The organism is Proteus columbae (assembly GCF_009914335.1).
Classification (GTDB): domain Bacteria; phylum Pseudomonadota; class Gammaproteobacteria; order Enterobacterales; family Enterobacteriaceae; genus Proteus.
This window is the reverse complement of the sequence record NZ_CP043925.1, coordinates 2,590,623-2,617,249: the sequence shown is the minus strand read 5'-3', so window position 1 is coordinate 2,617,249 and position 26,627 is coordinate 2,590,623. Positions and strand designations below refer to the sequence as shown.

The window sequence follows — 26,627 nt, the reverse complement described above, 5'->3', positions numbered from 1 at the left end:
TTCTGAGGATTTATGGAAATATTAACGCAATTTGTTGATTTAATTAAATTTCTAATTGATTTCATTTTACATATTGATGCACATTTAGCAGAGCTTGTCGCACAATATGGTACATGGGTTTATGCCATTTTGTTTCTTATTGTTTTCTGTGAAACAGGGTTGGTAGTAACGCCTTTCTTACCCGGAGACTCCTTATTATTCGTTGCTGGCGCTTTAGCTTCATTAGAAACTAATGATGTGAATGTTCATATTATTGTTTTACTGCTACTTTGTGCCGCCATTTTAGGTGATGCCGTTAACTATTCTATTGGACGACTTTTTGGTGAAAAACTGTTTAGTAAGCCTGATTCAAAGATTTTCCGTCGTGAATATCTAGATAAAACCCATGCTTTTTATGAAAAGCATGGTGGTAAAGCAATAATTTTGGCAAGATTCGTGCCGATTATCCGAACTTTTGCGCCATTCGTTGCAGGAATGGGTAAAATGTCATATCGTCACTTTGCCTTTTATAATGTTACTGGGGCAATTGCATGGGTACTGCTATTTACTTATGCAGGATACTTTTTTGGTGACTTAGATATAGTTCAAAAGAACTTAAAATTGCTAATTGTTGCCATTATTGTTATTTCTATTTTACCGGGCGTTATTGAGATCTTACGCCATCGTAGAGCGAGTGCAAAAGCAAAGAAAGAAAGTGATAACAAAGAGGTTTGAGCAGTTATCATCAGTTTTTGCCGTAGAATAGCCATAATAAAGAGATGCGCTGAAATTCAGTAAGCGGTATCATCATAAACTTTGCTAACCACACAGCCAGTGTATTGTGGTTGATACGCTAACAATAATTTTACTGGCGAAGGTCAGATTCAGACGAAAAGGTCCATTAATGAGCTGGATTGAAAAAATTCTAAACAAAAGCACTATCACAAGTTCACGTAAAGCCAATATCCCTGAAGGGGTTTGGACTAAATGTGACAGCTGTGGGCAGGTACTCTATCGCGCAGAATTAGAGCGCAATTTAGAGGTTTGCCCTAAATGTGATCACCATATGCGCATTTCAGCGCGCCGTCGCCTTGAGACTTTCCTTGATACAGGAAGTACAACAGAATTAGGTAGCGAATTAGAACCTAAAGATATTCTGAAATTCCGCGACTCTAAAAAATACAAAGACAGAATTAGCGCTGCTCAAAAGCAAACGCAAGAAAAAGACGCATTAATCGTGATGAAAGGAACGCTGAAAAAGATGCCAGTTGTTGCTGCATCCTTTGAATTTGCGTTTATGGGCGGTTCAATGGCTTCTGTTGTTGGGGCGCGTTTTGTTCGTGCGGTTGAACAAGCACTCGAAGATAACTGCCCATTAGTTTGCTTCTCTGCAAGTGGTGGCGCTCGTATGCAGGAAGCGCTGATGTCATTAATGCAAATGGCCAAAACCAGTGCAGCATTAGCAAAAATGCAAGAGCGTGGTTTACCTTATATTTCAGTTATGACTGACCCTACAATGGGTGGTGTTTCTGCAAGTTTAGCGATGTTAGGTGATATTAATGTTGCTGAACCTAAAGCATTGATTGGCTTTGCAGGTCCCCGCGTTATTGAACAAACAGTACGTGAAAAACTGCCTGCTGGTTTCCAACGTAGTGAGTTCCTGTTAGAAAAAGGGGCGATTGATATGATTATTCGTCGTCCTCAAATGCGTGATGAGCTGGCTGAATTACTGGCTAAGCTGACTCAATATGATTTAGTAGAAGATGAAGATGAAATCATCGGTGAAGAAATGATTGCTGATGAAATTGAATCTACAGACAACGAGCCAGAAATTAACATCGAAACGAATAAAAAAGAAGATGTCTAATATCATAACTGCTCCTAAAGCCACATCGCCTTTGTCGGTGTGGCTTTCTTATCTTGAACATTTACACTCTAGCGCCATTGATATGGGGTTAGAGCGAGTCGGCAAGGTAGGAAAAATATTAAACGTGTTACGTCCTGCGCCTAAGGTAATCACTGTCTCAGGCACAAATGGAAAAGGCACAACCTGTCATATGCTAGAGTCAATCTTGATAGCATCAGGATTGAAAGTCGGCGTTTATAGCTCCCCTCATCTTGTTCGTTATACAGAACGCGTTCGTATCCAAGGCAAAGAACTCTCCGAAAATGCTTTTTGTGATGTTTTTGCAGAAATTGAACAAGCTAGAGGCGATATCTCGCTCACTTTTTTTGAATATGGCACTCTGGCTGCGCTGAAGTTATTTCAACAAGCACAACTTGATGTTGTTATTCTTGAAGTAGGATTAGGCGGTCGGTTAGATGCTACAAATATCGTTGATGCCGATATTGCTGCTATCACAAGTATTGCCCTCGATCATACTGATTGGTTAGGCGCAGATAGAGAGCATATTGGTCACGAGAAAGCCGGTATTTTCCGAGCCAATCATTATGCTGTTGTGGGTGAGCCAGATATGCCTCATTCCATTGCACAAGTTGCCAATGAAAAACAAGCCAAGCTTTTCCGTCGTGGAACAGATTGGTCTTTTGTTATTGAAGGCGATCACTGGCAGTGGCGTTGTGCTGATTGTGAATTTGATGCGCTGCCAATCCCTAATATTCCGCTAGCCAATGCGGCGACAGCGATGGGGGTTATTCGTTGCTTGCTTAAATCTGATGACAAAGTCAGCCAAGCAATAACACAGCAAAGTATTGTCGACGGTATGTCTCGTGCACAATTACCAGGTCGTTTTCAGGTAATTTCTCAACATCCTTTGGTTATCTTTGATGTGGCACATAATCCTCATGCAGCAGGATATTTAGCGGAAAAGTTATCACAATTACCACAAAAATCTGATACTCAAGTGCGTATTGTTGTTGGTATGCTGGGTGATAAAGATATCGCAGGCACTTTAGCGTGCTTAACACCATTGGCTGATCATTGGTATGTAGCTCCACTTAATGAATTTCGTGGTGCTTCTGCGGATGTGTTAGCTCAACATCTCGAGAAACCAATGGTATTCGATAGTGTTGAAAATGCATGGCAACAAGCAATGTCCGATGCTGCTCCTAACGATATTGTTGTGGTTTGTGGCTCATTTCATACAGTCGCGCATGTGATGGAACTTTTGGAAAAGGAGAGTGTGGGTGGCAAGTAAATTTCAAAATCGCTTAGTCGGTGCCGTTGTATTGGTGGCAGTAGGGGTCATTTTTTTACCTGCACTGCTCGACGGCGATAAGAAATATAACGAAGACCAGTTCGCCTCTATTCCTTTAGTACCCAAACCAGGTGATGAGCAAGAAATAGAATCTATCGCCCCGATAGAGCAAACTTCAGTGCCTTCTACTCCATCAGAAGGCGCATCTGAAGGTATGCTTTCTGAAGCAGTGACAGGTGTCGAGCAACCTGCTGTTACAACACCTGAACCACCTGCTGTTGTACCTGTTACACCACCGGTACAACCACCACAACAGCCAACGCCTATACCAGAGCCTCAGGCTGTGGTTACGCCACCAGTACAACCACCAGCACCACCCGTACAAGAAACTCAGCCACCGAAAGGCGAGGCTTGGGTTGTTCAATTAGGTGCGTTGAAAAATGCGGCGAAGGTAGAAGAAATTATTGCGAAAATGCATTTCTCAGGTTATCCGGTATATACCGTACCCGCACGCCCTGTTGCTGGACAAGTGACTCGAATTTACATTGGTCCTAGTGCATCTAAGTCAGAATTACAGGCTATTTTGCCTCATTTAAAAGAGCTTACGGGCTTACAAGGTGAGGTAAGGGCATATAAGCCTTAATTTTTTCTAAACGAGTCATCAGATGAGTGATGTAACAAAGCGTTAACTTATTGCGGCGATTATGATTTTTCATATCGCCGTAAATTATTTTGAAATTAGCGAAAATTAGCATTACGCAAACGTTTTCGTTTTCTGTTAGAATGCTTCCGTATTAATGCGGAGCATCATTATTGGATAAAGAATTTATGGTCTGGATAGATTACGCCATCATTGCCATTATTGGTTTTTCCGCATTAGTCAGCCTGATCCGTGGCTTTGTTCGTGAAGCATTGTCACTCATCACCTGGGGTTGTGGTTTCTTTGTTGCTAGTCAGTTTTATCCTTATCTTGCCGTCTATTTTACCCGGTTTGAAGATGAGCTGGTTCGTAACGGGATTGCAATAGTCACGTTATTTATTGCGACACTGATTGTCGGTGCTGTTGTGAATTATGTGATTAGCTCTCTTGTTCAACGCACAGGGTTATCAGGTACAGATCGTGTCTTGGGGATCTGTTTCGGGGCTTTAAGAGGCGTGCTGATAGTTTCAGCATTACTTTTTGTTTTAGGCGCATTTACGCCTATGGCAGATAGCGCTGATTGGCAACGTTCTGAGCTTATTCCTCAATTCAACCATATTATTAGGTGGTTCTTTGACTACCTGCAAAATGCGTCAAGTTTCGTGTCGGAGAGAATATAACCTCTCCGTCTGGCTGATGAGGATCTATTCATGTGCGGTATTGTCGGTATCGCTGGAGCTAATCCAGTAAACCAATCAATTTATGATGCGTTAACGGTGTTACAACACCGAGGTCAAGATGCAGCAGGCATTGCAACAATAGACGGCAACAACGGTTTCCGTCTTCGCAAAGCGAACGGACTGGTTAAAGATGTGTTCGAAACTCGTCATATGTTGCGTTTAAAAGGTACTATCGGGATAGGGCATGTCCGTTATCCAACTGCGGGTAGTTCTAGTGCATCAGAAGCGCAGCCTTTTTATGTGAATTCACCTTTTGGTATTACGTTGGCGCACAATGGTAATTTAACCAATGCGCATTTATTACGTCGCCAATTATTTGAAACAGCACGTCGCCATATCAATACCACCTCTGATTCTGAAATCCTGCTCAATGTATTGGCATACGAATTAGACCGTTTTGACCATTTCCCGCTTGAGCCTGATAATATTTTTGCAGCCGTTGCGGCAATGCATAAAAAACTCCGCGGGGCTTATGCTTGTGTTGCTTTGATCATCGGTCATGGCTTACTGGCTTTTCGTGATCCCTTTGGTATTCGCCCTTTAGTATTGGGTAAACGTACCTTAGAAGATGGTCGCTATGAATACATGGTCGCATCTGAAAGTGTTGCGCTTGATACTTTAGGTTTTGAATTTTTACGTGATGTTGCACCGGGTGAAGCGGTTTATATCACAGAGCAAGGGCAACTCTTTACTCGCCAATGTGCTGAAAATCCGCAGTTAATGCCTTGTTTGTTTGAGTATGTTTACTTTGCTCGTCCTGATTCCTTTATCGATAAAATTTCGGTTTATAATGCGCGTTTACGTATGGGGCAGAAATTAGGCGCTAAAATTGCCAAAGAATGGGATGATTTACACATTGATGTTGTGATCCCAATCCCTGAAACATCTTGTGATATTGCCTTAGAAATTGCGCATATTCTCAATAAACCTTATCGCCAAGGCTTTGTAAAAAATCGCTATGTTGGTCGTACCTTTATTATGCCGGGTCAGCAAGAGCGTCGTAAGTCAGTTAGACGTAAACTGAATGCAAATCGCGCAGAGTTTCGTGATAAAAATGTTCTGTTGATTGATGACTCGATTGTCCGTGGCACAACGTCAGAGCAAATTGTCGAACTCGCAAGAGAAGCGGGTGCGAAGAAAGTCTATTTTGCCTCAGCAGCGCCAGAAGTTCGCTTCCCTAATGTGTATGGTATTGATATGCCAAATGCCAATGAGCTTATTGCTCATGGACGTGAAGTGGATGAAATTCGTAAATTAATTGGTGCTGATGGACTTATTTTCCAAGATCTCACTGATTTAATCGCCGCAGTACAAGAAGAGAATCCTGATATTAATCAGTTTGAATGTTCTGTATTTGACGGTGTTTATATTACGAAAGATATCGATCAAGATTACTTGGATTATTTAGAAAATCTACGTCGTGATGATGAACATAAAATTCGTGATCAGAATGAAATAGAAAATTTGGAAATCTATAACGAAGGCTGATTTTTCGGTAAGATACCTTCCTTATAAAGCGTCGATGCTAGTGTGTTCTGCATCGACGCTTGTTTTTTGAGGGTTAATCATCATAATGATTAACAAAGGTATATATTCTGAGGATTATAATGAAAAAGCTGATAGTTGGGCTAACAGGTGCCAGTGGTGCAATTTACGGCATACGTTTATTAGAGATACTAAAATCTGTGCCGTCAGTTGAAACACATTTAGTGATTAGCCAAGCTGCACGCCGTACGATTTCATTAGAAACTGATTATTCGCTAAAAGATATTCATGCTTTAGCGGATGTGATTTATGACGATCGCGATATTGGCGCATCTATCTCTTCAGGATCGTTTCGTGTCAATGGAATGGTCATATTACCCTGCTCAATTAAAAGCCTGTCAGGTATTGTTCATAGCTATGCAGATACCTTAGTCACTCGCGCTGCGGATGTGGTATTAAAAGAAGGGCGTAAGTTAGTATTATGTGTGCGTGAAACGCCACTGCATTTGGGTCATTTGCGATTAATGACACAGGCTGCTGAGTTAGGTGCAGTGATTATGCCACCAGTACCTGCCTTCTATTTTCAGCCTAAAACAATTGATGATATTGTTAATCAAACAGTAAATCGTGTACTTGATCAGTTTGAGATTGATTTACCTGATGATTTATTTCAAAGGTGGGAGGGCGATAAGCCCACTCGCTAAGTATACTCGTCATAATTCAAGTTGCAGCGTTACTCGTCATTCTTCAAGTTGCAGCGTTGTTGACTGCGTTTATTCGCACTAGTCACATACTGATGTATGCTCCTAGCGACTCATTCACTTGTCGCCTAGCTGCATCTTGAATTATTTAGAGTATTTACTCGCCATACTTCAAGGTATAGCGTTGTTGACTGCGTTTATTCGCACTAGTCACATACTGATGTATGCTCCTAGCGACTCATTCACTTGTCGCCTAGCTGTATCTTGAATTATTTAGAGTATTTACTCGCCATACTTCAAGGTATAGCGTTGTTGACTGCGTTTATTCGCACTAGTCACATACTATTGTATGCTCCTAGGCGTTTTTTCAAGGAATAGATTCACTTGTCGCCTAGCCGCATCTTGAATTATTTAGAGTATTTACTCGTCATACTTCAAGTTGTAGCGTTGTTGACTGCGTTTATTTGGTAGAATACCTAATCCGAATTAAAAGAGATTATTTTCCAGTGCTAATAATATCTTTTAATGCCTCTTCTAATTGTGGATAACGAAATTCAAAGCCTGCATTGAGTAATTTTTCAGGAATGGCTTGTTGTCCACCTAATACTAATGCCGCGCTTTCTCCCATCACTAGACGCAATACACTTTCGGGAACCATCATTAATGCTGGGCGATTAAAAGCTTTTCCTAATAGGCGAGTAAACTCTTTATTTTGTACTGGGTTAGGTGCTGTTAAGTTAAAAGCGCCTTTAGCATCTTGGGTCTTAAGCAAGAAAACAATCGCACTGACCATATCATCGATATGTATCCACGGCATATACTGTTTTCCGCTTCCTAATTTGCCACCTAATCCTAATTTGAAAGGTTTGCTCATTTTAGGCAGTGCACCACCGAGAGTTGAAAGTACAATCCCTGTACGCAACAAGCAAACTCGTGTTAATGGTGTTTGAGCTTCAAGCGCAATACGTTCCCATTTTGCACAGAGTTCATGTGTAAACTCAGGATTTGCTGGCGTCTCTTCTGTAACTCGTGTATCACCTTGGTCGCCATAAAAACCTACTGCAGAGCCAGAAATGAAAACTGTTGGAGGAGAATCGCTAGCTTTAATCAAATCAACCAATTTCTGGGTTAAATGACAACGGCTATTAACCAGTTTTTGCTTTTGAGAGGGAGTCCAACGGTTATCAGCAATAGGTTCTCCAGCAAGATTAATAACGGCATCAAACTCATTAAGATTTTGTTTATCGTTGAGTTGAGTCCAGCAGGTGATTTCATTACAAAAATGCGAATAAACTTTTTGAGGCGAACGAGAAAGCACCGTAATATCATTATTGGCGAGCGCAAGCTCACAAACTAATGCTTTGCCAATTAATCCTGTACCACCTGTGATAAGTATTTTCATCACAATCCTCCTGATCTACTTGCTTGAAAAGAATAAATATCATCCTGATATATGAATTGCTTATATTAGCTAAAGAGTTTTTTCGTAGCTGGGCGTTGGTTAATGTTGTTTAGCCATTTATCAATTGCGGGATAATTTGCTAAATCAATATTGTGGTGATCGTGCAGACGAGCCCATGTATATGTGGCGATATCCGCAATGCTGTACTCTTTGCCCCCAAGGTAAGGTGACTGCGCTAACCTTTTCTCTAATACACTATATAAACGCTGTGTTTCTTCAGTATAACGTTTAATCGCATAAGGGACTTTTTCTGTGGCATAACGGGTGAAGTGATGATTTTGTCCCAACATTGGGCCAAATCCCCCCACTTGCCAAAACAGCCATTGTAGTTGTGTTGTTTTTTCTCGTAAATTTTGACTGAGCAATTTGCCACTTTTTTCAGCTAGATAGATAAGAATAGCACCTGATTCAAAAATAGAGATAGGCTCACCACCATCAATAGGTGAATTATCTACAATCGCGGGAATTTTATTATTGGGTGAAATTGCTAAAAACTCAGGTTTAAATTGATCGCCTTTACTAATATCGATGCGATGTAACTGATAAGGTATGCCAGTTTCTTCAAGAAAAAGCGTTATTTTTTGGCCATTTGGGGTATCTGCATAATATAAGTCAATCATTAAAAGCTCCAAAATAAAGTAGGCACTAAATAGACAATATAATCACAGTCTGCCTTTTAACATCATAAAAAGCAAAAAAGCGCAAGATGGATAAAACAAGTCACGTATGATTATTGTAGTGGTGAAAAATAGTGATTTTGGTATATTCAGGATAAAAATTACGATCGTTTAGTATCGGTTAAAAAAGGTTTGTTGAGGATGGAACAAGAAAAGACGGCATTGGTTGAATGGGTTGATATTGTTGATGATAAAAATGAAGTCGTTGCACAAGCAACACGTCAACAAATGCGAGCTGAAAATCTAAGACATAGAGCAACTTATATCGTTGTTCATGATGGAATGGGGAAAATCTTGGCGCAGCGTCGAACTGAAATAAAAGATTTTTATCCTGGTTGGTTAGATGCTACTGCGGGTGGTGTGGTTCAGCAAGGTGAGAATTTACTTGAAAGTGCGCGTCGTGAAGCAGAAGAAGAGTTAGGTATTGCTGGAGTCCCTTTTGCTGAGCATGGTCAATTTTATTATGATGATGAAAGTTGCCGTGTATGGGGAAGCTTGTTTAGCTGTGTTTCTCATGGACCCTTCGCACTGCAAGCAGAAGAAATTGAGGAAGTGTGTTGGTTAACTCCCTCTGAAATTACTGAGCGCTGTGATGAATTCACGCCTGATTCATTAAAAGCCCTCTCTCTTTGGTTAACACGTAACAACAGTACACGCCTAGAAAGTAGAGAAACTGTGGACTAAGGGGTGCTTTGCCCTAACTCAAATCGATAAGCATAGTTGATAACGGTATCTTCGAATATAGCGTTATCATCTTCGTCTCTTAAACGTTGTAAAAGTGCTATCAGATGTTTTCCTGCCTCTTTTCCCATTTTGTGATAATCAAAACGAATTGATGTGAGAGAAGGGGATATCTGATCACTATTTTCAGAGCCTTCTAAACAAGCGATAGCCAGATCTTGTGGGATCTTAATTAATCGACGTTGACACTCAAAAATCATACCTAGTGCAATACTCTCATGGCTACAAATGACCGCATCTAGTTCGGGTTGGCGCAATAAAATCTCTGTTAATGCTTGTCGACCGTATGCCATAGATGCGGGATCAGGTGTAGTGACACTTTGCTCAGCATTTAAATAATTTTTGAGTAACGCTCGTGACCAACCGGTTATTTGCTGGTGGTGCAGGCGTTGTCCTTGTAACGCACCAATATAGCCAATACAACGCTTTCCTCGGGTGACTAAATGGTTTGTTAAATCATATGCCGCTTGCTCATAAGAACAATCAATACTAATAGCGGCTTGTTCATCTGGTTGGCTGGCAACGCTGACAACAGGCACATTGGCATTACTGATATGCAAAAAATGAGTTGGGCTAAGCTGTGAACCAAAGACAACTAATGCGGCAGGATTACTTTGCAACAGCATATTAATCACATCACTGGCTTTGTGAGGTTGGTGCTCATAGCAACCCACTAAAATTTGATATTGATGGCGATTGAGTATTTGTTGTAAAGATTGCATAAAATCTGCACTGGCCCTATCTGTGAAGGAGGGCAACAGTACCGCAATAATATGACTTTGTGCTGAAGCTAAAGCACCTGCCGAGGCATTAGGAATATAGCCAAGTTCCTCTACTGCTTGATTAACTTTTTCTCGTAACTTATCAGAAACTAATTCAGGGGTTCGCAATGCACGAGAGACGGTCATCGATCCGACTCCTGCATGTTTAGCGACATCTTGTAATGTGACGCGACCTGTATTTCGGCGCTTACGTGTTTTGATCATTTGTTATTATGCTTGCCTAGCCTATTTTATTAACCGCAGATCCTACCTGAAATCTTCCTATTATGCTGAAACAATACAGTGTCAATTGTTGGCATTTTCTGCAATTAACATTTCATTAAAATGATAGCGCTATCACAATTACGAATGATCTATCTAGATAGCGCTACCATTAATGATTACTATCCTTAATAACGAAGCTCATAGAGAGTCTTATCGAGGTTGCAAGTATGCTTAAAACGTTATTAACGCCCGATGTGGTGCAAGTGGTTCCAAACGTTATCGATTGGAGAGATGCAGTCAAAGTGGCATGTCAGCCATTGATTGATAAAGGTTGTATTGAACCTCGTTATATCGATGCAATTTACAAATCACACGAAAAAATAGGGCCATATTATGTTTTAGGCCCCGGTATTGCGATGCCTCATGCTCGTCCTGAAGATGGTGTTAATCAACTTTCTCTTGCATTAACGATTGTTGAGCAAGGTGTTGAATTTGGTGCTGATGAAAACGATCCGGTGAAATTACTGATTGTTTTGGCTGCAACAGATAACGATAGTCATATTAATGCCATTGTGAAATTAGCCGAACTTTTTGATAACGATGCAGATATTCAAAAGCTATTTAATGCGAAAAGCAAAGCGGATGTATTAGCCGTTATCAACAATTATTAATGACGATTTAAATTACCGAGGGGAATATCATGAAAATTACTGTTGTGTGTGGAAATGGTTTAGGTAGTAGCTTAATGATGGAAATGAGCATCAAAAGTATCCTAAAAGATCTTTCTGTGAATGCAGAAGTCGATCATGTTGATCTGGGATCAGCAAAAGGTACTCCAAGTGATATCTATGTTGGCACCCGTGATATTGCAGAGCAACTCAATTCACAAGCGGTAAATGGAAAAGTTGTTTCACTGGATAACATGATTGATAAAGTGGCGATGAAAGAGAAGCTTTCAGTCGCATTACGTGAATTAGGCGCGTTATAAGGAGCCTATCATGGACTTTTTCCGCTTTCTAATGAGTGATGTGCTTTCAGAGCCTGCTATTTTAGTGGGTTTGATCGCATTGATTGGTTTAATTGCCCAAAAAAAACCAGTTACAGAATGTATTAAAGGCACCGTAAAAACCATTATGGGTTTTGTTATTTTAGGCGCAGGTGCAGGGTTAGTTATCAACTCACTGGGTGATTTCTCAACAATTTTCCAACATGCATTTGGTATTCAAGGCGTTGTGCCAAATAATGAGGCGATTGTCTCTATTGCACAAAAGAGCTTTGGTAAAGAGATGGCATTAATTATGTTTTTTGCCATGTTGATCAATATCTTAATTGCACGCTTAACGCCATGGAAATTTATTTTCTTAACCGGTCACCATACATTATTTATGTCGATGATGGTGGCGGTTATTTTGGCAACAGCAGGCTTAGAAGGCACAGTATTAGTTGCGGTAGGTTCATTAGTTGTTGGGATTTCAATGGTGTTTTTCCCTGCCATTGCTCATCCTTATATGAAAAAAATTACCGGTTCTGATGATGTGGCATTAGGACACTTCTCGACTATCTCTTATGTTGTTGCTGGTTTTATCGGCAGTAAATTTGGTAATAAAGAGCATTCAACCGAAGAGATGAATGTGCCTAAAAGTTTACTATTTTTACGTGATACGCCTGTTGCCATCGCCTTTACAATGGGTATTATTTTTATCATTACCTGTTTATTTGCGGGCGATGCTTTCGTTCGTGAAGTCAGTGGTGGCAAAAACTGGTTTATGTTCTCATTGATGCAATCCATAACCTTTGCAGCAGGTGTTTATATTATTCTGCAAGGTGTACGTATGGTGATTGCTGAAATCGTTCCAGCATTTAAAGGTATTTCTGATAAGTTAGTCCCTAATGCAAAACCCGCTTTAGATTGTCCAGTGGTGTTCCCTTATGCTCCTAATGCGGTATTGGTCGGCTTTTTAAGTAGCTTTGCCGCTGGCGTTATCGGTATGTTCATTCTTTATGCCTTAGATTGGACGGTGATCATCCCAGGTGTTGTTCCTCACTTCTTTGTAGGTGCAACAGCGGGGGTCTTTGGTAATGCAACCGGTGGACGTCGTGGTGCTATTTTAGGTGCCTTTGCTCAAGGTTTATTAATTACCTTCTTACCTGTATTCCTCTTGCCTGTACTTGGCGATATCGGTATTGCTAACACTACATTTAGTGATGCAGACTTTGGTGTTATTGGTATTCTGTTAGGTATTATTGTTCGCTGATTGTTTTAAGAATTAAGATAGATAAACGCCTCATTGAAATTAATTCATTGGGGCGTTTTTTTATATGAATTAATATGTTTATTTTATGAATAATAATGCTATTATCCTGAGTGAATATTCACTGTGTGTATATTTTCGTACCTAATTAATTATAAAAATAGGTTTACATCACAATCACTAAGGAAAAAGAAGATGTCTTTTGGTATTCGATATCTTGCGTTGTTACCACTTTTTGTTATCACTGCTTGCCAACAACCGATTAATCACAATCCACCCGTGACTCGAACGGCGCAGGTTCAACCTGCAATCGTGAATAACTCATGGATTGAAATCTCACGTAGTGCGCTCGATTTTAATGTGAAGAAAGTACAATCACTTTTAGGTGATAAATCCTCTCTTTGTGCCGTTTTAAAAGGCGATGCATATGGTCATGATTTATCATTAGTCGCACCTGTTATGATTGAAAATAATGTGCAATGTATTGGCGTAACGAATAACCAAGAGCTAAAAGAAGTTCGTGATCTAGGATTCCAAGGTCGTTTAATGCGTGTACGTAATGCCACAGAGCAAGAGATGGCTCAGGCAACAAGCTATAACGTGGAGGAATTGATTGGTAATTTAGATATGGCTAGAAAATTAGATGCCATTGCTAAACAACAAAATAGAGTGATCCCTATTCATTTAGCTTTAAATTCAGGTGGAATGTCTCGTAATGGATTAGAAGTGAATAATAATGCAGGGCTTGAAGAGGCGAAGCAAATTGCTCAATTAGCTAACCTTAAAGTGGTTGGCATTATGTCTCACTATCCTGAAGAAGATGCTGATAAAGTAAGAGAAGATCTTGCTCGTTTTAAACAGCAATCACAAAAAGTATTGGATGTTACAGGGCTAAATCGTAAAGATGTCACTCTGCATATGGCAAATACGTTCGCCACAATTACCGTACCTGAATCATGGCTAGATATGGTGCGTGTGGGCGGAATTTTCTATGGCGATACTATCGCAAGTACAGATTACAAACGTGTTATGACGTTTAAATCGAATATTGCTTCAATCAATTATTATCCTAAAGGTAATACTGTTGGTTATGACCGTACTTACACACTAAAACGTGACTCGGTATTAGCTAATATTCCTGTTGGTTATGCAGATGGCTATCGTCGAGTTTTTAGTAATGCTGGACATGCCTTAATTGGTGGCCAACGTGTCCCTGTTTTAGGTAAAACGTCAATGAATACGGTGATTGTTGATATTACAGATCTTAAAAATATCAAATCAGGGGATGAAGTCGTATTCTTTGGTAAGCAAGGCAATAGCGAAATTACGGCAGAAGAAGTTGAAGATATTAGTGGCGCACTGTTTACGGAAATGTCGATTTTATGGGGTGCAACCAATCAACGGATATTAGTGGATTAAAGTAGGGTGCTTGGTAACCACAAAACACAACAACCTGTTTGAGAAATTGTGGGGGAAAGTTCCCCCACAAAGCTATTTATCGCAAGATAAAGTCGCTTGAACTACTGTGTGACCACTACGAATATTGAAAGAGCATAATCTTTCATGTTTAAGTAATGATAAACACAGTGCTGTCATACAGACAGCAATCAGCCCCATCAGGGCAAATTTAGCCATTTCTCTTGACACTCCTTTATAAAGGAGACAGAATCAAGTTGTCTGGTTTGAGACTGCCTCGGATTTTAATAAAATAGAATTCGGGGCTTTCGTCTTTTTGGCTCTCACTAATGCTTGAACCAAAATGATCCAAGCACCCACCTGCATACTAACAGAAACCTACCTCATTTCTATCTTTTTTTGAATAAAACAATATAAATAAACGATTAAAATCAATATGTTAGTTGTATTTGTATTGGGGAGGTATATGCGAGATTTTTCTTGACTCTCCTTTATAAAGGAGACAGAATCGATGTTGACACTGCTTCGAATTTTAGTAAATTAAAAATCTGTAGAATAAAAAAACGCCAGATGAAATCAATCATCTGGCGTTTTTTTATTTGAAGCGAACTTCAGTAATTATGCGTTTTCTTGTTGGCTTGCTTGAATTGCTGTTAACGCAACGGTGTAGACGATATCGTCCACTAATGCACCACGAGAAAGGTCATTCACTGGTTTACGCATACCTTGTAACATTGGTCCGATTGAAACCAAGTCAGCTGAACGTTGTACTGCTTTATAAGTAGTGTTACCGGTGTTCAGATCAGGGAAGATAAATACAGTCGCTTTACCTGCAACAGGTGAATTTGGCGCTTTAGATTTAGCAACGTCAGCCATAACAGCCGCGTCGTATTGTAAAGGACCATCAATCATCAGATCAGGGCGTTTTTCTTGTGCTAAACGTGTCGCTTCACGAACTTTCTCTACATCGCTACCTGCACCAGAGTTACCAGTAGAATAAGAGATCATCGCAACGCGTGGGTCGATACCGAATGCAATTGCAGAATCTGCAGATTGAATTGCGATTTCAGCCAGTTGTTCTGCTGTTGGATCTGGGTTAATTGCACAGTCACCATAAACATAAACTTGTTCAGGTAACAGCATAAAGAACACAGAAGACACTAATGAGCTACCTGGTGCAGTTTTGATTAACTGTAATGGTGGGCGAATAGTGTTAGCGGTAGTATGAACAGCACCAGAAACTAGGCCATCTACTTCACCTTTTTCCAGCATTAATGTGCCAAGAACAACGTTATCTTCTAACTGTTCACGAGCAACAACCTCTGTCATACCTTTGCTTTTACGCAGTTCAACTAAGCGAGGCACATAGATTTCACGGACTTCTTTAGGATCGACTAACTCAATGCCTGTACCTAATTCAACACCTTGTGCAGTTGCTACACGACGAATTTCTTCAGGATCGCCTAACAGTACGCAAGTTGCGATACCACGTTCAGCACAAATTGCTGCTGCTTTGACAGTACGTGGCTCATCACCTTCAGGTAAAACGATACGTTTTTTCGCTTTACGTGCTAGTTCTGTTAACTGATAACGGAATGCTGGTGGTGATAGACGGTTAGGGCGTTCAGAGTTAGCTGTCAGTGAATCAATCCATTGTGTATTGATATGTTGAGCAACGTAGTTCTGAATTTTTTCAATACGTTCATGGTCATCAGCAGGAACTTCTAAGCTAAAGCTTTGCAGATTTAAAGAGGTCTGCCAAGTGTTCGCACTAACCATAAAGATTGGTAAGCCAGTTTCAAATGCACGTTCACAAAGTTGTTTGATTGGTGCATCGATTTGGTAACCACCTGTTAGTAGGATTGCACCAATTTCAACGCCATTCATTGCTGCAAGGCATGCTGAAACTAATACATCAGGGCGATCCGCTGAAGTCACTAAAAGTGAACCAGGACGGAAATGCTCTAACATGTGTGGAATACTACGTGCACAGAAAGTAACAGACTTAATACGACGGGTTTCAATATCGCCTTTATTGACGATAGTCGCATTTAAGTGTTTTGCCATATCGGTTGCACGAGTGGCGATTAAATCGAAGTTCCATGGAATGCAACCCAGTAAAGGCAGTGGGCTATTTTTTTCGATGGTTTTTAAATCGACATTAGAGATAATCGCTTTACTTGAATCATCAAAGATTTCAGATAAGTCAGGGCGAGTACGGCCTTGATCATCAACAGGTGCATTTAGTTTGTTAACAATAACGCCTGTGATATTTTGGTTTTTTACACCGCCGAATTCAGCACGCGCAAATTCGATACGCTCTTTTAGCTGTTCAACAGTGTTGTTACCTAATGCAGTAACGAAAACAATTTCAGCACCTAATGTTTTTGCAATTTCATAGTTTAATGATTGTGCAAAAGGGTGCTTACGCATAGGTACCAGACCTTCGATGAGAATAACTTCTGCATCAGCGGTGTTTTCATGGTATCTAGCAACAATTTCTTCCATCAAAACATCTTTTTGGTTTGAGCTGAGTAGAGACTCAACATAATCCATGTTTAAAGGTTCTGATGATTGAATAGTGGAGTGAGAGCGGATAATCGCAGTTGTCTGATCTAACGCGCCTTTTACACGAGGTTGTGCAATTGGTTTGAACACGCTCAGGCTAACGCCTTTTTGTTCCATAGAACGGATAACACCCAAGCTGACGCTGGTTAAACCTACGCGTGTATCAGTTGGGACTAGCATAATTGTACGGGACACGGAAACCTCTTTAAATATCGGTTGCTCGTTATGTAAAACAGTACTGCCAGTATTACACTGGCAGTACATCAAAGAACTTAAGCGGTCAGGCGACTTGCGTCCTGAGCGATAACTAACTCTTCGTTAGTTGGGATAACAACAGCAAGACGGCTGTTATCGGTAGTGATAGTGCCTGATTTACCGAAACGTGCATCTAAGTTACGTTGATGATCAACTTCAAAACCTAACAGAGCCAGTTTTTTCAGTGATAATTCACGTACCATTGCTGCGTTTTCACCGATACCACCAGTAAAGATAATAGCATCTAAACGACCTTCCATCAGTGCACAGTAAGAACCGATGTATTTCGCTAAACGATGGCAGTAAACGTCCATTGCACGTTTAGCATCTGCTTTAGTGTCGTAGTTATCTTCAACATAACGGCAGTCACTAGTGACTTCTGTTAAACCTAATAGACCAGATTCTTTAGTCAGCAGTTTGTTGATGTCTTCAACGCTCATGCCTAAAGCATCATGTAAATGGAACACGATAGCAGGATCGATATCACCACTACGAGTACCCATGACTAAACCTTCTAATGGAGTCAGCCCCATAGAAGTATCAACACATTTACCATTAACGATAGCAGAAACAGAACCACCATTACCTAAATGGCAAGTGATTACGTTCAGTTCATCAACAGGTTTGTTTAACATTTTAGCGGCTTCACGAGAAACGAAGAAATGGCTAGTTCCGTGAGCACCATAACGACGGATGCTGTGATCTTTATATAAGCTGTATGGCAGAGCATACAAATAAGCTTCTTCTGGCATTGTTTGATGGAAAGCCGTGTCAAAAACAGCAACCATTTTTTCAATTAAGTGAGGGAATGCTTTACGCGCTTCTTCAATACCAATAAGGTGAGCTGGGTTATGCAATGGTGCAAATGGGATAGCTGCTTCAATACCTTTGATAACTTCGTCAGTGATCACGACAGATTTAGTGAATTTCTCGCCACCATGAACAATACGGTGACCAATAGACGCGATTTGTGCAGAAAGTTCTGGTTTTTGAGCCAGAATAGTATTTACGATAAAGTTTAATGCTTCGCTATGAGCAGCACCTGCGCCTAACGCAGCTTCGTGTTTCTGGCCATCCATTTTCCACTTCAGGCGGGCTTCAGGAAGGTTGAAGCATTCAGCCAAACCCGACAGGAATTCTTCACCATTTTCTGGGTTGATAATTGCAAATTTAAGAGAAGAACTACCGCAGTTCAGTACCAGCACCAGCTTACTTGACATGGAATTACCTATTTATCTTGTTGTCGTAGTGTCTTTTATATTATAAAGACGGTGGTTAATAAAACGTCAATCATAAAAGCCTATCGCATTCCTATGATGACATTAATGACGCGCATCATGCTTAAAGTAAAAAACTTGATGCTAATTATAGTTGCCAATCATTAATTGGACGATTTTTATTCACCCATTAACTTTTCGCGTTAAAATCGTCGAAAAGGGTTGAAAATCACGCCGGCAAACAAAATATAGCGCTTTATTGCCACAAACCTTTAGAATGGGCACAGGATACAGAGTAAAGGCAACAAAGACAAAATATACTTAATTCTACTAAAAGATTTTTATTCTTTATAGATATTTTTTAAAAGTTACAGAAGAAATTGATTGAGGTCATTATGAGCGAACCGACAGTGACTCCCCCCGGCTTTTTTAAGAAGCTTCGTTTGGGTAACGAGTATTTAAAAACCTGGCCGGTTGAAAAGCAGTTAGCGCCTGTTTTCCCTGAAAATCGTATTGTCAAAGCCACTCGCTTTGGTATTCGTTATATGCCGCCTATCGCCATTTTTACAATGACATGGCAAATCGCATTGGGTGGTAATTTGGGGCCAGCAATTACAACCGCGCTCTTTGCTTGTAGCTTGCCAATGCAAGGATTATGGTGGTTAGGCAAGCGTGCAGCAACGCCTCTTCCTGCTACGTTATTGCGCTGGTTTTATGAAATTCGTGAGAAATTTGAAGAAGCAGGTATCGCTTTAGCACCTGTTGAGCAAACACCGACTTACCTTTCTTTAGCCCATTTATTAAAACGTGCTTTTAAGCAACTGGATCGTTCTTTTCTTGATGATGTGTAGAACATTTGTTCTACCTTCCTCGTTTGTCATTATTGTCATCTGAATTACCCCGTTGAGATCAAAAAACGCGTAGTTAGCACTACTCAATACTTTTGATTAATGTCATGCTCTCCTCAATGATTTCTTTGGAGAATTAATGATGGAAATGACACACGCACAACGCTTGATCCTCTCTAATCAGTATAAAATGATGACTATGATGGATCCTGATAACGCTGAACGTTATCGTCGCTATCAGACAATTATTGAACGTGGTTATGGATTACAATTACGTGAACTTGATCGTGACTTCGATGAAATGTCAGAAGAGACTTGCCGTACCATTATTAACGTCATGGAAATGTACCATGCACTGCAAGTTTCTCGTGATAACTTAAAAGAACAAGAGATGCCAGATGCTCGACGTGTCGCATTTATAGGCTTTGATGCGGCGACAGAATCCCGCTATCTTAGCTATGTGCGTTTTATGGTGAATACAGAAGGGCGTTACACGCATTTCGATAGTGGCAGTCATGGTTTTAACTCTCAAACACCAATGTGGGAAAAATACCAAAGAATGCTTAATGTTTGGTTAGCATGCCCTCGCCAATATCACCTTAGCGCCGTTGAAATCCAGCAAATACTTAATGCGTAATTGCAGTACATTATGGTTAACGCATCACTATAAGGTAAAAGTAGGCATAAAATATGGCAATCACATGTAAAGGTTTTCTGTTTGATTTAGATGGAACATTAGTCGATTCATTACCCGTTGTTGAACATTGTTGGGCGTTATTTGGTGAGCGTGTCGGTGTATCAACACAAGAGATTAATGACTACATCCACGGAAAGCCTGCTATTGAGTCGATTCGCCATTTTATGCCTAATGCCACCGAACAAGAGATAACCGAGACATTTCGTTGGTTAGAGAAATTAGAATCAACACAAATAGAAGGTTTAGCCCCGCTTTCGGGGGCTATTGAGTTAATTAATCGCCTTAATGACTTAAATATTCCATGGGCGATTGTCACATCAGGTACGGTTCCGATCGCAACAACACGCCAATCTGTTACGGGTATTCCAGAACCTAAGCATTGGGTTACAGCGGAATGTATTAGTAAAGGTAAACCTAATCCTGAGCCTTATCTTTTAGGTGCCAAAAAATTGGGATTATTACCACAAGATTGTGTGGTTTTTGAAGATGCAGCTGCGGGGATCTACTCTGGTTTAGATGCGGGATGCCAAGTTGTTGCCGTTCATGCCCCTCTTTCTCTCCCTCGCCGTAATGAGATTCACTTAATTATTGATTCTTTAAATGATATTCAAATCGATAAGCAAGCTGAAAAAGTAATAATAACGCACAAAAGATAGTCTTTTCTTTGATCATATTAGAAGATTTATTGTTGTAAAAATGGTCTACTTATCAATGTAGTGAATTGATGTCTTAAACTGTTTTCACTTATTGCTGATCGAGGCCATTTTGAATAGCGAATTATTATGGGTTTTAAGCCTGCTATTGATAGCTATTGTCCTTTTTACGACCAACAAAATCCGCATGGATGTGGTCGCTTTACTTGTCATCATCGCATTCGTTCTTAGCGGTACACTCTCATTAAATGAAGCCACGGTAGGGTTTAGCGATCCTAACGTATTACTGATTGCTGCCCTTTTTGTTATTGGCGAAGGGTTAGTGAGAACCGGTGTGGCTTATCAAATGGGTGACTGGCTAGTTCGTGTCGCGGGTAGCAGTGAAGTTAAAATGCTTGTGCTATTAATGATATGCGTTGCAAGTTTAGGTGCTTTCATGAGTTCAACAGGTGTTGTTGCCATCTTTATTCCTGTTGTATTGAGTGTTGCTGCTCGAATGAAAACATCGCCAGGTCGTTTAATGATGCCGTTAGGCTTTGCTGGACTTATTAGTGGATTAATGACCTTAGTGGCAACACCACCTAATATGGTTGTTAACAGTGAATTAGTCAGAGAAGGTTTACCGAGTTTTCAGTTTTTCTCCATTACACCTATTGGTATCGCCGTATTATTCGCAGGCATTCTCTATATGCTGGTGGTACGTCGATGGCTAGGAAATAACGATAATGGTAAGCAAAAAGAAGCTTATCGTCGGACTTTCCGTGATCTTATTCGTGATTATCAGTTAGCTGGGCGTGCTCGTCGTTTAGCCATTCGTAAAGGTTCTCCGCTAGTCGGTCATTCTCTTGATGAATTACATTTACGTTCTCGTTATGGTGCAAACGTTGTCGGTATTGAACGCTGGAGGCGCTTTCGGCGTGTTATGGTTAGTGCAACCGGTGGCACTGAATTAAGAGAGCGTGATGTTTTATTGGTTGATATGTCAGCCAGTGATGTCGATTTACGTGAGTTTTGCCGTGAACAGCTATTAGAGCCAATGGTATTGCGAGGTGAATATTTTTCTGAACAATCTCGTGATGTAGGGCTTGCTGAAGTATCCATGAATCCTGATTCCGAATTATTAGGTAAATCATTAAGAGAAATTAAATTTCGTACCCGTTATGGACTAAACGTGGTTGCTATTCGTCGTGAAGGAAGTGCCTTACCGGGTAAAATTGTCGATGAGCCATTACGCCTTGGTGATGTGTTATTGGTGATTGGTGATTGGAAATTAATCCGTATTCTTTCGACGAAACCACGTAACTTTATCGTGTTAAATTTAGCAGCAGAAATTGAAACTGTTGCCCCTGCTTCATCCCAAGCACCCCATGCACTGTTTTCGTTAGCATTAATGGTGGCGTTAATGGTGACGAATGAAGTGCCTAATTTTATTGCAGCACTTATTGCCTGTTTATTAATGGGTAAATTCCGTTGTATTGATATGGAAAGTGCTTATCGCTCTATTCATTGGCCTAGTATTATTTTAATTGTTGGTATGATGCCTTTTGCAGCCGCATTACAAAAAACAGGCGGTATAGAGCTTATTGTTAATGGTTTAATGGATGTTGCGGGTAGTGCTGGTCCTCAAGTGATGTTGGTGTGTTTATTTATACTTTGTGCATCAATTGGGTTGTTTATTTCCAATACGGCAACGGCGGTATTAATGGCACCAATTGCTATCGCTGCTGCGAATCAAATGAATGTGTCACCATTACCGTTTGCCATGGTGATTGGTGTTGCTGCATCCGCAGCCTTTATGACACCGGTTTCATCACCCGTTAATACGCTTATTCTTGAACCAGGGGGATATAAGTTTGCCGATTTTATTAAGATTGGTGTGCCATTTACTATTATTGTGATGTTGATTAGTGTCTTCTTGATCCCGCTATTATTTCCATTCTAAATATTAATACTTTTGTTTTGCTGAAACGCTGTTTGTTAATTAATAAACAGCGTTTTTTATTTATTGAACGGTGGTTTTTTATTTGATGCATGCGTCATATCTATGGATGTGTGTTTTTTGAAAATCTTTTTTAGAAAAAAAAGTATAGTCATATTCTTGAGTTAATAAATAATTTTAATAAGAGAGAAATATATAATGCTTAATTCAATAGATGGTAATGCACCTATTTCACATTCAAATAAAATTGATGAAGTTAATGAGTCTGGTGAATTTAATGAAATTAATAATGGTATAAATGGCGTAGAAAATACTACGGAGGAATGTAAAGCTATTTTTAATAAGATTAAATCAGAAGAAATCAATAAAGTATTAATTAGTAAAATAAAAGAGTTAAAAATAGAAAAAAATATTCAAGGTAAATTAACAACAAGAGTGAATAATAAAAACCTTATTTTTCCGAATAAACCTAATGAAAATGAAACTCAAAGTGTTATCAATGACTTAGCGCAGATAGGTCGGGCTATCACTGACAATTCTGATTTTTTTACTAAACCGATTAATAATCATGATGATAATAAACTTTTGGCTAGAAAGGTATTATCAGATTATAATAATTTCACCTCATTAGCACCTGAATTTCATAATAAATCAGCAAAGGCAATGACTGATTTTTCTATTTTACTAGAATTACAAAATGCAGATGAGGCAATAATTTTTCATATATTAGAAAATAATGATAAGAATAGTTCTTCTTATGATGTAAAGCAGTATTTAAGGCAGAAATACAAAGGGTATATAGAAGCTAGAGAAAATAAACTAAATATCACAAATAGAGCGAAAAATATATTAAAAACGATGGAGTCAAATAAGTTTGATAAAAAAATAGAAGATCTTTTTGAACTTGTTAATGATTTTAAAAATAAAAATATTGTTAAAAAAGAAAGTGATTTAAATATACATGATATCTTCCAAAACGTTGCTGAAAATTATATTAATTATGCTGAAATTCATATTGGTTTAGAGGAAGCCGAAAGCATTTTTAAACAAATGATAAAAGACACAGGATTAACTTTTGCTGCCTCATTAAACCCAGAACAGCGATTAGAGCAAGTTAATTTGGCAATTAACAAAACATTAAATGATAAGAAAAAAACTCAAATAAATAGAAATGATATAATAAGGCTTGCTATGGGGAAAGTAAAAAGTGTTAATAGAAGTAATGTATTTATTAGAGGTATGAAAGGAATAAGAAATTTAGTTATTGGTAAAGATAATAGCAAAGTCGATAAACTAAATAAATTAACAGCAGGTTTGATCAACAGTTTTGAATCTAATACAGTAAGGATTTTAGCAGACAATATAAAGATAATGGAAAAGATAAATGAAGTGGCACCGGCACTGGTAAAGAAAATGGAACAGGAAAACAAAATAAAAAATGAAACAGAAATAGCAACAAAAATAGCAGATGGAACAGAAACAGCAGATATGGATGATAAGAATATGTCTTCTGACGAAAACAAAGTTAATAATGAAGATTGATTCATATTATTAAATCAATAAAAATTAAAGTGCAGTTTCAATTTTTAAGGTGAGTGATTATTGTTAGCACTCACCTTTTTATAAAAATGGTTTACTTAATTGCTCACTCACTAATCTCATCCAGCGATAAACTAAACCCTGGTACAAACACCTTCATAAAATAGTCCATTTCTGGGCTATGCCTTTCTGCTAGGGTTTTTTCTAACCGATTTTTCGCTAAATTAAACTCACTATTGCCAGCGGCTAACTCTTCAAGACATTTTAAATAGGCGCACAAGCTGTCTGCTTGTTTTACAATAAATGTTTCTTCCTCGCTATGTAATTGCTCATCAATAAGAGGGCGAAAGTCATCTTGTAATTCTTCGGGTAACATTTCAATTAGTTTTTGCTGCGCGTATTTTTCTATTTTTTTATATTCATGAGCAATTTGAGGATTGTGATATTTAATAGGCGTTGGCATATCGCCAGTGATCACTTCGCTTGCATCATGATACATCGCTTGTAATGCAATTCGTTCGGCATTGACATTGCCATTAAATTTACGATTTTTAATCACCGCTAAGGCATGGGCAACAAAAGCCACTTGTAAACTGTGCTCAGAAACGTTTTCTTGGCGAATGTTACGCATTAAAGGCCAACGAGTAATGAGTTTTAAGCGAGAAAGGTGGGCAAAAAAGTAACTCATAATATCTCCCAATTGCGTGATTGAAGACATTATTGTGAGTGGATAATCAGTAGATGTAAACGGCAATAAAAAAGAAAATAAAAAACGCAATATAACGGGCTGTTATACTGCGTTTTATTTTAATTTGATGCGTTTTATTGGTGATAACCCACAATAAAACGGCCAAATTTTTGAATTGCCATATCTAAGTCATCTTCACGCGGAAGAGTCACAATACGGAAATGGTCTGGGTATGGCCAGTTAAAGGCAGTACCTTGTACTAATAGCACTTTTTCTTGCAACAATAAATCGAGGATCATTTTCTGATCGTCTTTAATACTGTAGCGATTTAAGTCAATCTTAGGGAACATATAAAGAGCACCCATTGGTTTAACGCAAGAAACACCAGGAATTTGATTGATCAGCTCCCAAGCTCGATTACGTTGTTCGTATAAGCGACCTCCCGGAAGGATAAATTCACTAATACTTTGATAACCACCTAATGCAGTTTGAATGGCGTGTTGCATCGGAACGTTAGCGCATAAACGCATAGACGCTAACATATTCAAGCCTTCAATATAGCTTTTAGCATGTTTTTTAGGGCCGTTTAATACCATCCAACCTTGACGGAAACCAGCAACACGGTAGGTTTTTGATAAACCATTAAAAGTGACGGTTAATAAATCTGGTGCCATTGCGGCAATAGAGTAATGCTCTGCATCATCATAGAGAATTTTATCGTAGATCTCATCTGCAAAGATAATCAGATCATGCTGACGAGCTATTTCAACGATTTCCATCAGAATATCTTTGCTATATACCGCACCCGTTGGATTGTTTGGGTTGATAATAACAATGCCGCGGGTATTTTTTGTAATTTTACTGCGGATATCATCTAAATCAGGGAACCAACCTTGTTGCTCATCACACATATAGTGAACGGCATTTCCTCCCGAAAGAGAAACTGCTGCTGTCCATAATGGGTAATCAGGCGCAGGCACTAGCATTTCATCGCCATTATTCAATAAGGCTTGCATCGCCTGTACGATTAACTCGGAAACACCATTACCAATATAAATGTCTTCAACAGTGACATCACGCATATCACGAGCTTGATAATGCTGCATGATAGCTTTACGCGCCGAAAACAGACCTTTGGAGTCACTATAACCCTGAGAGCTTGGTAGATTGCGGATCACATCTACTAAAATTTCATCAGGTGCTTCAAAGCCAAAAGGTGCTGGGTTACCAATATTGAGTTTTAAAACTTTGTTACCTTCTTCTTCCAGACGTTTTGCTTCTTGCAAAACCGGACCTCTAATGTCGTAACAGACATGTTCGAGTTTGTTTGATTTTTTAATTTGATTCATAGCGCGTTTACCTAATAGGGTCTGACTCGTATCTTTATTGTGATTATGGCGACTTAGCGAAATTTATCGCCGATTGCTATTCATATAGAAAGATACAAATGAAAAGGCTGTCCCAGCAAATAACTGTTCTATCACTCTACTCTTACGTTACAAACTTTTGAAGATGCTAGGTAATTTTTGGTGTAAAAGGTCAGTTTATTCTTGGAATGTTATTTTGATGACTGATTATATTGCTTATGTCAGATTTATGTTTCAGTTTTGAAAAATAATCTGGATTATTATTCTGTTGAAAGAGGGCTTTTTAGTGTGGTGATTAGAAAGAAGTTGATGTGATACACAGGTAGATGAAATGTTGCATAATCAATTATTGAATAATTTTATCGGATTTGTATTATCTGGCTTAATATATTAAATTTTCAAATAATATGGTTAAATCTATTTAATTCTATAGCAATCAATTAGTTTAAGTATAAATTAAATTTAAATCTTAAATTTAGTTTATAGGGGAAGATACTTAAATTCGAATGCATAGTTAAGATAATTTAAATTATTTTCAAAATGTTAAAATTTATGAATGAGAAAGCAATATAGTATGATCTAAGTCTAACTTGTGGTGACGGTATACAGTTCTTTCTTG

The 26,627-nt window shown here is 39.1% G+C and carries 25 protein-coding genes; 17 read left to right on the top strand and 8 right to left on the bottom strand.

The features are described 5' to 3' along the window. Positions 1–12 precede the first annotated feature (12 nt). The 7 genes from F1325_RS12530 (at position 13) to F1325_RS12500 (ending at position 6,706) form a co-directional block, all read left to right on the top strand. Positions 13–714 carry a DedA family protein gene (locus F1325_RS12530; RefSeq protein WP_109370915.1) on the top strand — a complete coding sequence of 234 codons (702 nt, stop codon included), beginning with the start codon at positions 13–15 and terminating at the stop codon, positions 712–714. A 169-nt stretch (positions 715–883) separates the two neighbouring features. Then, entirely contained in the window at positions 884–1,846 is a 963-nt protein-coding gene (gene accD, locus F1325_RS12525) for an acetyl-CoA carboxylase, carboxyltransferase subunit beta (protein WP_109370914.1), read from the top strand. Then, positions 1,839–3,137: a bifunctional tetrahydrofolate synthase/dihydrofolate synthase gene (gene folC / locus F1325_RS12520; RefSeq protein WP_109370913.1), complete on the top strand. Its 1,299-nt coding sequence runs from the start codon at positions 1,839–1,841 to the stop codon at positions 3,135–3,137. Before accD ends, folC begins: the two co-directional genes overlap by 8 nt. Further along, a complete protein-coding gene (gene dedD / locus F1325_RS12515) occupies positions 3,127–3,780 on the top strand; it encodes a cell division protein DedD (protein WP_109370912.1) in 654 nt (217 codons plus the stop codon). Before folC ends, dedD begins: the two co-directional genes overlap by 11 nt. A gap of 185 nt (positions 3,781–3,965) precedes the next feature. Beyond that, entirely contained in the window at positions 3,966–4,457 is a 492-nt protein-coding gene (gene cvpA, locus F1325_RS12510) for a colicin V production protein (protein ID WP_109370911.1), read from the top strand. Between the two features lie 30 nt (positions 4,458–4,487). Then, positions 4,488–6,005, top strand: a complete 1,518-nt coding sequence (gene purF, locus F1325_RS12505; RefSeq protein WP_160230534.1) for an amidophosphoribosyltransferase — start codon at positions 4,488–4,490, stop codon at positions 6,003–6,005. 119 nt (positions 6,006–6,124) lie between these two features. Then, on the top strand, positions 6,125–6,706 hold the full coding sequence (locus tag F1325_RS12500) for a UbiX family flavin prenyltransferase (RefSeq protein ID WP_109370910.1): 582 nt from the start codon (positions 6,125–6,127) through the stop codon (positions 6,704–6,706). 493 nt (positions 6,707–7,199) lie between these two features. On the opposite strand, the gene F1325_RS12495 is transcribed toward F1325_RS12500, so the two are convergent. Continuing rightward, the gene (locus F1325_RS12495; protein WP_160230533.1) at positions 7,200–8,105 is read right to left on the bottom strand and encodes a TIGR01777 family oxidoreductase; all 906 of its coding nucleotides are present in this window, start codon (positions 8,103–8,105) and stop codon (positions 7,200–7,202) included. A gap of 65 nt (positions 8,106–8,170) precedes the next feature. Next, the gene (locus F1325_RS12490) at positions 8,171–8,785 is read right to left on the bottom strand and encodes a glutathione binding-like protein (protein WP_109374109.1); all 615 of its coding nucleotides are present in this window, start codon (positions 8,783–8,785) and stop codon (positions 8,171–8,173) included. 198 nt (positions 8,786–8,983) lie between these two features. Between F1325_RS12490 and yfcD the strand changes: the two genes are divergently transcribed. After that, positions 8,984–9,526, top strand: a complete 543-nt coding sequence (gene yfcD, locus F1325_RS12485; protein WP_099073791.1) for an NUDIX hydrolase YfcD — start codon at positions 8,984–8,986, stop codon at positions 9,524–9,526. Here yfcD and F1325_RS12480 read toward each other — a convergent pair. Then, positions 9,523–10,569, bottom strand: a complete 1,047-nt coding sequence (locus F1325_RS12480; protein ID WP_109374110.1) for a LacI family DNA-binding transcriptional regulator — start codon at positions 10,567–10,569, stop codon at positions 9,523–9,525. The two genes, yfcD and F1325_RS12480, sit on opposite strands and share 4 nt — an antisense overlap. A gap of 227 nt (positions 10,570–10,796) precedes the next feature. Here F1325_RS12480 and F1325_RS12475 point away from each other — a divergent pair, with 227 nt between their 5' ends. The 4 genes from F1325_RS12475 to alr all read left to right on the top strand — a co-directional run bounded on the left by F1325_RS12475 (position 10,797) and on the right by alr (position 14,240). Next, the gene (locus tag F1325_RS12475; protein ID WP_109374111.1) at positions 10,797–11,240 is read left to right on the top strand and encodes a PTS sugar transporter subunit IIA; all 444 of its coding nucleotides are present in this window, start codon (positions 10,797–10,799) and stop codon (positions 11,238–11,240) included. A gap of 29 nt (positions 11,241–11,269) precedes the next feature. Then, positions 11,270–11,557, top strand: a complete 288-nt coding sequence (locus F1325_RS12470) for a PTS sugar transporter subunit IIB (RefSeq protein WP_069367973.1) — start codon at positions 11,270–11,272, stop codon at positions 11,555–11,557. A 10-nt stretch (positions 11,558–11,567) separates the two neighbouring features. Beyond that, entirely contained in the window at positions 11,568–12,824 is a 1,257-nt protein-coding gene (locus F1325_RS12465; protein ID WP_160230532.1) for a PTS ascorbate transporter subunit IIC, read from the top strand. A gap of 192 nt (positions 12,825–13,016) precedes the next feature. Then, a complete protein-coding gene (alr, locus tag F1325_RS12460) occupies positions 13,017–14,240 on the top strand; it encodes an alanine racemase (protein WP_160230531.1) in 1,224 nt (407 codons plus the stop codon). Positions 14,241–14,312: 72 nt separating this feature from the next. On the opposite strand, the gene F1325_RS12455 is transcribed toward alr, so the two are convergent. The 3 genes from F1325_RS12455 to ackA all read right to left on the bottom strand — a co-directional run bounded on the left by F1325_RS12455 (position 14,313) and on the right by ackA (position 18,280). Then, positions 14,313–14,456, bottom strand: a complete 144-nt coding sequence (locus F1325_RS12455; protein ID WP_099073797.1) for a Hok/Gef family protein — start codon at positions 14,454–14,456, stop codon at positions 14,313–14,315. A 399-nt stretch (positions 14,457–14,855) separates the two neighbouring features. Continuing rightward, on the bottom strand, positions 14,856–17,000 hold the full coding sequence (pta, locus tag F1325_RS12450; RefSeq protein WP_109374115.1) for a phosphate acetyltransferase: 2,145 nt from the start codon (positions 16,998–17,000) through the stop codon (positions 14,856–14,858). Between the two features lie 77 nt (positions 17,001–17,077). Next, on the bottom strand, positions 17,078–18,280 hold the full coding sequence (gene ackA / locus F1325_RS12445) for an acetate kinase (RefSeq protein ID WP_160230530.1): 1,203 nt from the start codon (positions 18,278–18,280) through the stop codon (positions 17,078–17,080). 392 nt (positions 18,281–18,672) lie between these two features. On the opposite strand from ackA, the gene yfbV reads away from it, so the two are divergent. From yfbV to F1325_RS12420, 5 genes are all read left to right on the top strand, one after another. Then, the gene (yfbV, locus tag F1325_RS12440; protein ID WP_069367978.1) at positions 18,673–19,128 is read left to right on the top strand and encodes a terminus macrodomain insulation protein YfbV; all 456 of its coding nucleotides are present in this window, start codon (positions 18,673–18,675) and stop codon (positions 19,126–19,128) included. Between the two features lie 139 nt (positions 19,129–19,267). Beyond that, positions 19,268–19,762, top strand: coding sequence for a YfbU family protein (locus tag F1325_RS12435; RefSeq protein ID WP_088495118.1), 495 nt, complete (start codon positions 19,268–19,270; stop codon positions 19,760–19,762). Positions 19,763–19,815: 53 nt separating this feature from the next. Next, complete coding sequence (locus F1325_RS12430; protein WP_109374117.1) at positions 19,816–20,478, top strand: sugar phosphatase; 663 nt, start codon at positions 19,816–19,818, stop codon at positions 20,476–20,478. A 109-nt stretch (positions 20,479–20,587) separates the two neighbouring features. Further along, the gene (locus F1325_RS12425; protein ID WP_160230529.1) at positions 20,588–22,417 is read left to right on the top strand and encodes an SLC13 family permease; all 1,830 of its coding nucleotides are present in this window, start codon (positions 20,588–20,590) and stop codon (positions 22,415–22,417) included. 195 nt (positions 22,418–22,612) lie between these two features. Continuing rightward, positions 22,613–23,956 carry a hypothetical protein gene (locus F1325_RS12420; protein WP_160230528.1) on the top strand — a complete coding sequence of 448 codons (1,344 nt, stop codon included), beginning with the start codon at positions 22,613–22,615 and terminating at the stop codon, positions 23,954–23,956. Between the two features lie 103 nt (positions 23,957–24,059). On the opposite strand, the gene yfbR is transcribed toward F1325_RS12420, so the two are convergent. Next, on the bottom strand, positions 24,060–24,641 hold the full coding sequence (gene yfbR / locus F1325_RS12415; protein ID WP_160230527.1) for a 5'-deoxynucleotidase: 582 nt from the start codon (positions 24,639–24,641) through the stop codon (positions 24,060–24,062). 134 nt (positions 24,642–24,775) lie between these two features. Continuing rightward, a complete protein-coding gene (locus tag F1325_RS12410; RefSeq protein ID WP_109374121.1) occupies positions 24,776–25,990 on the bottom strand; it encodes a pyridoxal phosphate-dependent aminotransferase in 1,215 nt (404 codons plus the stop codon). Positions 25,991–26,627 lie beyond the last annotated feature (637 nt).

What these genes read in the sequence shown, in the direction of transcription:
- F1325_RS12530 (WP_109370915.1), top strand. Translation starts at nt 13, where the DNA reads ATGGAAATATTAACGCAATTTGTTGATTTAATTAAATTTCTAATTGAT.
- accD (WP_109370914.1), top strand. Translation starts at nt 884, where the DNA reads ATGAGCTGGATTGAAAAAATTCTAAACAAAAGCACTATCACAAGTTCA.
- folC (WP_109370913.1), top strand. Translation starts at nt 1,839, where the DNA reads ATGTCTAATATCATAACTGCTCCTAAAGCCACATCGCCTTTGTCGGTG.
- cvpA (WP_109370911.1), top strand. Translation starts at nt 3,966, where the DNA reads ATGGTCTGGATAGATTACGCCATCATTGCCATTATTGGTTTTTCCGCA.
- purF (WP_160230534.1), top strand. Translation starts at nt 4,488, where the DNA reads ATGTGCGGTATTGTCGGTATCGCTGGAGCTAATCCAGTAAACCAATCA.
- F1325_RS12500 (WP_109370910.1), top strand. Translation starts at nt 6,125, where the DNA reads ATGAAAAAGCTGATAGTTGGGCTAACAGGTGCCAGTGGTGCAATTTAC.
- F1325_RS12495 (WP_160230533.1), bottom strand. Translation starts at nt 8,105, where the DNA reads ATGAAAATACTTATCACAGGTGGTACAGGATTAATTGGCAAAGCATTA.
- F1325_RS12490 (WP_109374109.1), bottom strand. Translation starts at nt 8,785, where the DNA reads ATGATTGACTTATATTATGCAGATACCCCAAATGGCCAAAAAATAACG.
- yfcD (WP_099073791.1), top strand. Translation starts at nt 8,984, where the DNA reads ATGGAACAAGAAAAGACGGCATTGGTTGAATGGGTTGATATTGTTGAT.
- F1325_RS12480 (WP_109374110.1), bottom strand. Translation starts at nt 10,569, where the DNA reads ATGATCAAAACACGTAAGCGCCGAAATACAGGTCGCGTCACATTACAA.
- F1325_RS12475 (WP_109374111.1), top strand. Translation starts at nt 10,797, where the DNA reads ATGCTTAAAACGTTATTAACGCCCGATGTGGTGCAAGTGGTTCCAAAC.
- F1325_RS12470 (WP_069367973.1), top strand. Translation starts at nt 11,270, where the DNA reads ATGAAAATTACTGTTGTGTGTGGAAATGGTTTAGGTAGTAGCTTAATG.
- F1325_RS12465 (WP_160230532.1), top strand. Translation starts at nt 11,568, where the DNA reads ATGGACTTTTTCCGCTTTCTAATGAGTGATGTGCTTTCAGAGCCTGCT.
- alr (WP_160230531.1), top strand. Translation starts at nt 13,017, where the DNA reads ATGTCTTTTGGTATTCGATATCTTGCGTTGTTACCACTTTTTGTTATC.
- F1325_RS12455 (WP_099073797.1), bottom strand. Translation starts at nt 14,456, where the DNA reads ATGGCTAAATTTGCCCTGATGGGGCTGATTGCTGTCTGTATGACAGCA.
- ackA (WP_160230530.1), bottom strand. Translation starts at nt 18,280, where the DNA reads ATGTCAAGTAAGCTGGTGCTGGTACTGAACTGCGGTAGTTCTTCTCTT.
- yfbV (WP_069367978.1), top strand. Translation starts at nt 18,673, where the DNA reads ATGAGCGAACCGACAGTGACTCCCCCCGGCTTTTTTAAGAAGCTTCGT.
- F1325_RS12435 (WP_088495118.1), top strand. Translation starts at nt 19,268, where the DNA reads ATGGAAATGACACACGCACAACGCTTGATCCTCTCTAATCAGTATAAA.
- F1325_RS12430 (WP_109374117.1), top strand. Translation starts at nt 19,816, where the DNA reads ATGGCAATCACATGTAAAGGTTTTCTGTTTGATTTAGATGGAACATTA.
- F1325_RS12420 (WP_160230528.1), top strand. Translation starts at nt 22,613, where the DNA reads ATGCTTAATTCAATAGATGGTAATGCACCTATTTCACATTCAAATAAA.
- yfbR (WP_160230527.1), bottom strand. Translation starts at nt 24,641, where the DNA reads ATGAGTTACTTTTTTGCCCACCTTTCTCGCTTAAAACTCATTACTCGT.
- F1325_RS12410 (WP_109374121.1), bottom strand. Translation starts at nt 25,990, where the DNA reads ATGAATCAAATTAAAAAATCAAACAAACTCGAACATGTCTGTTACGAC.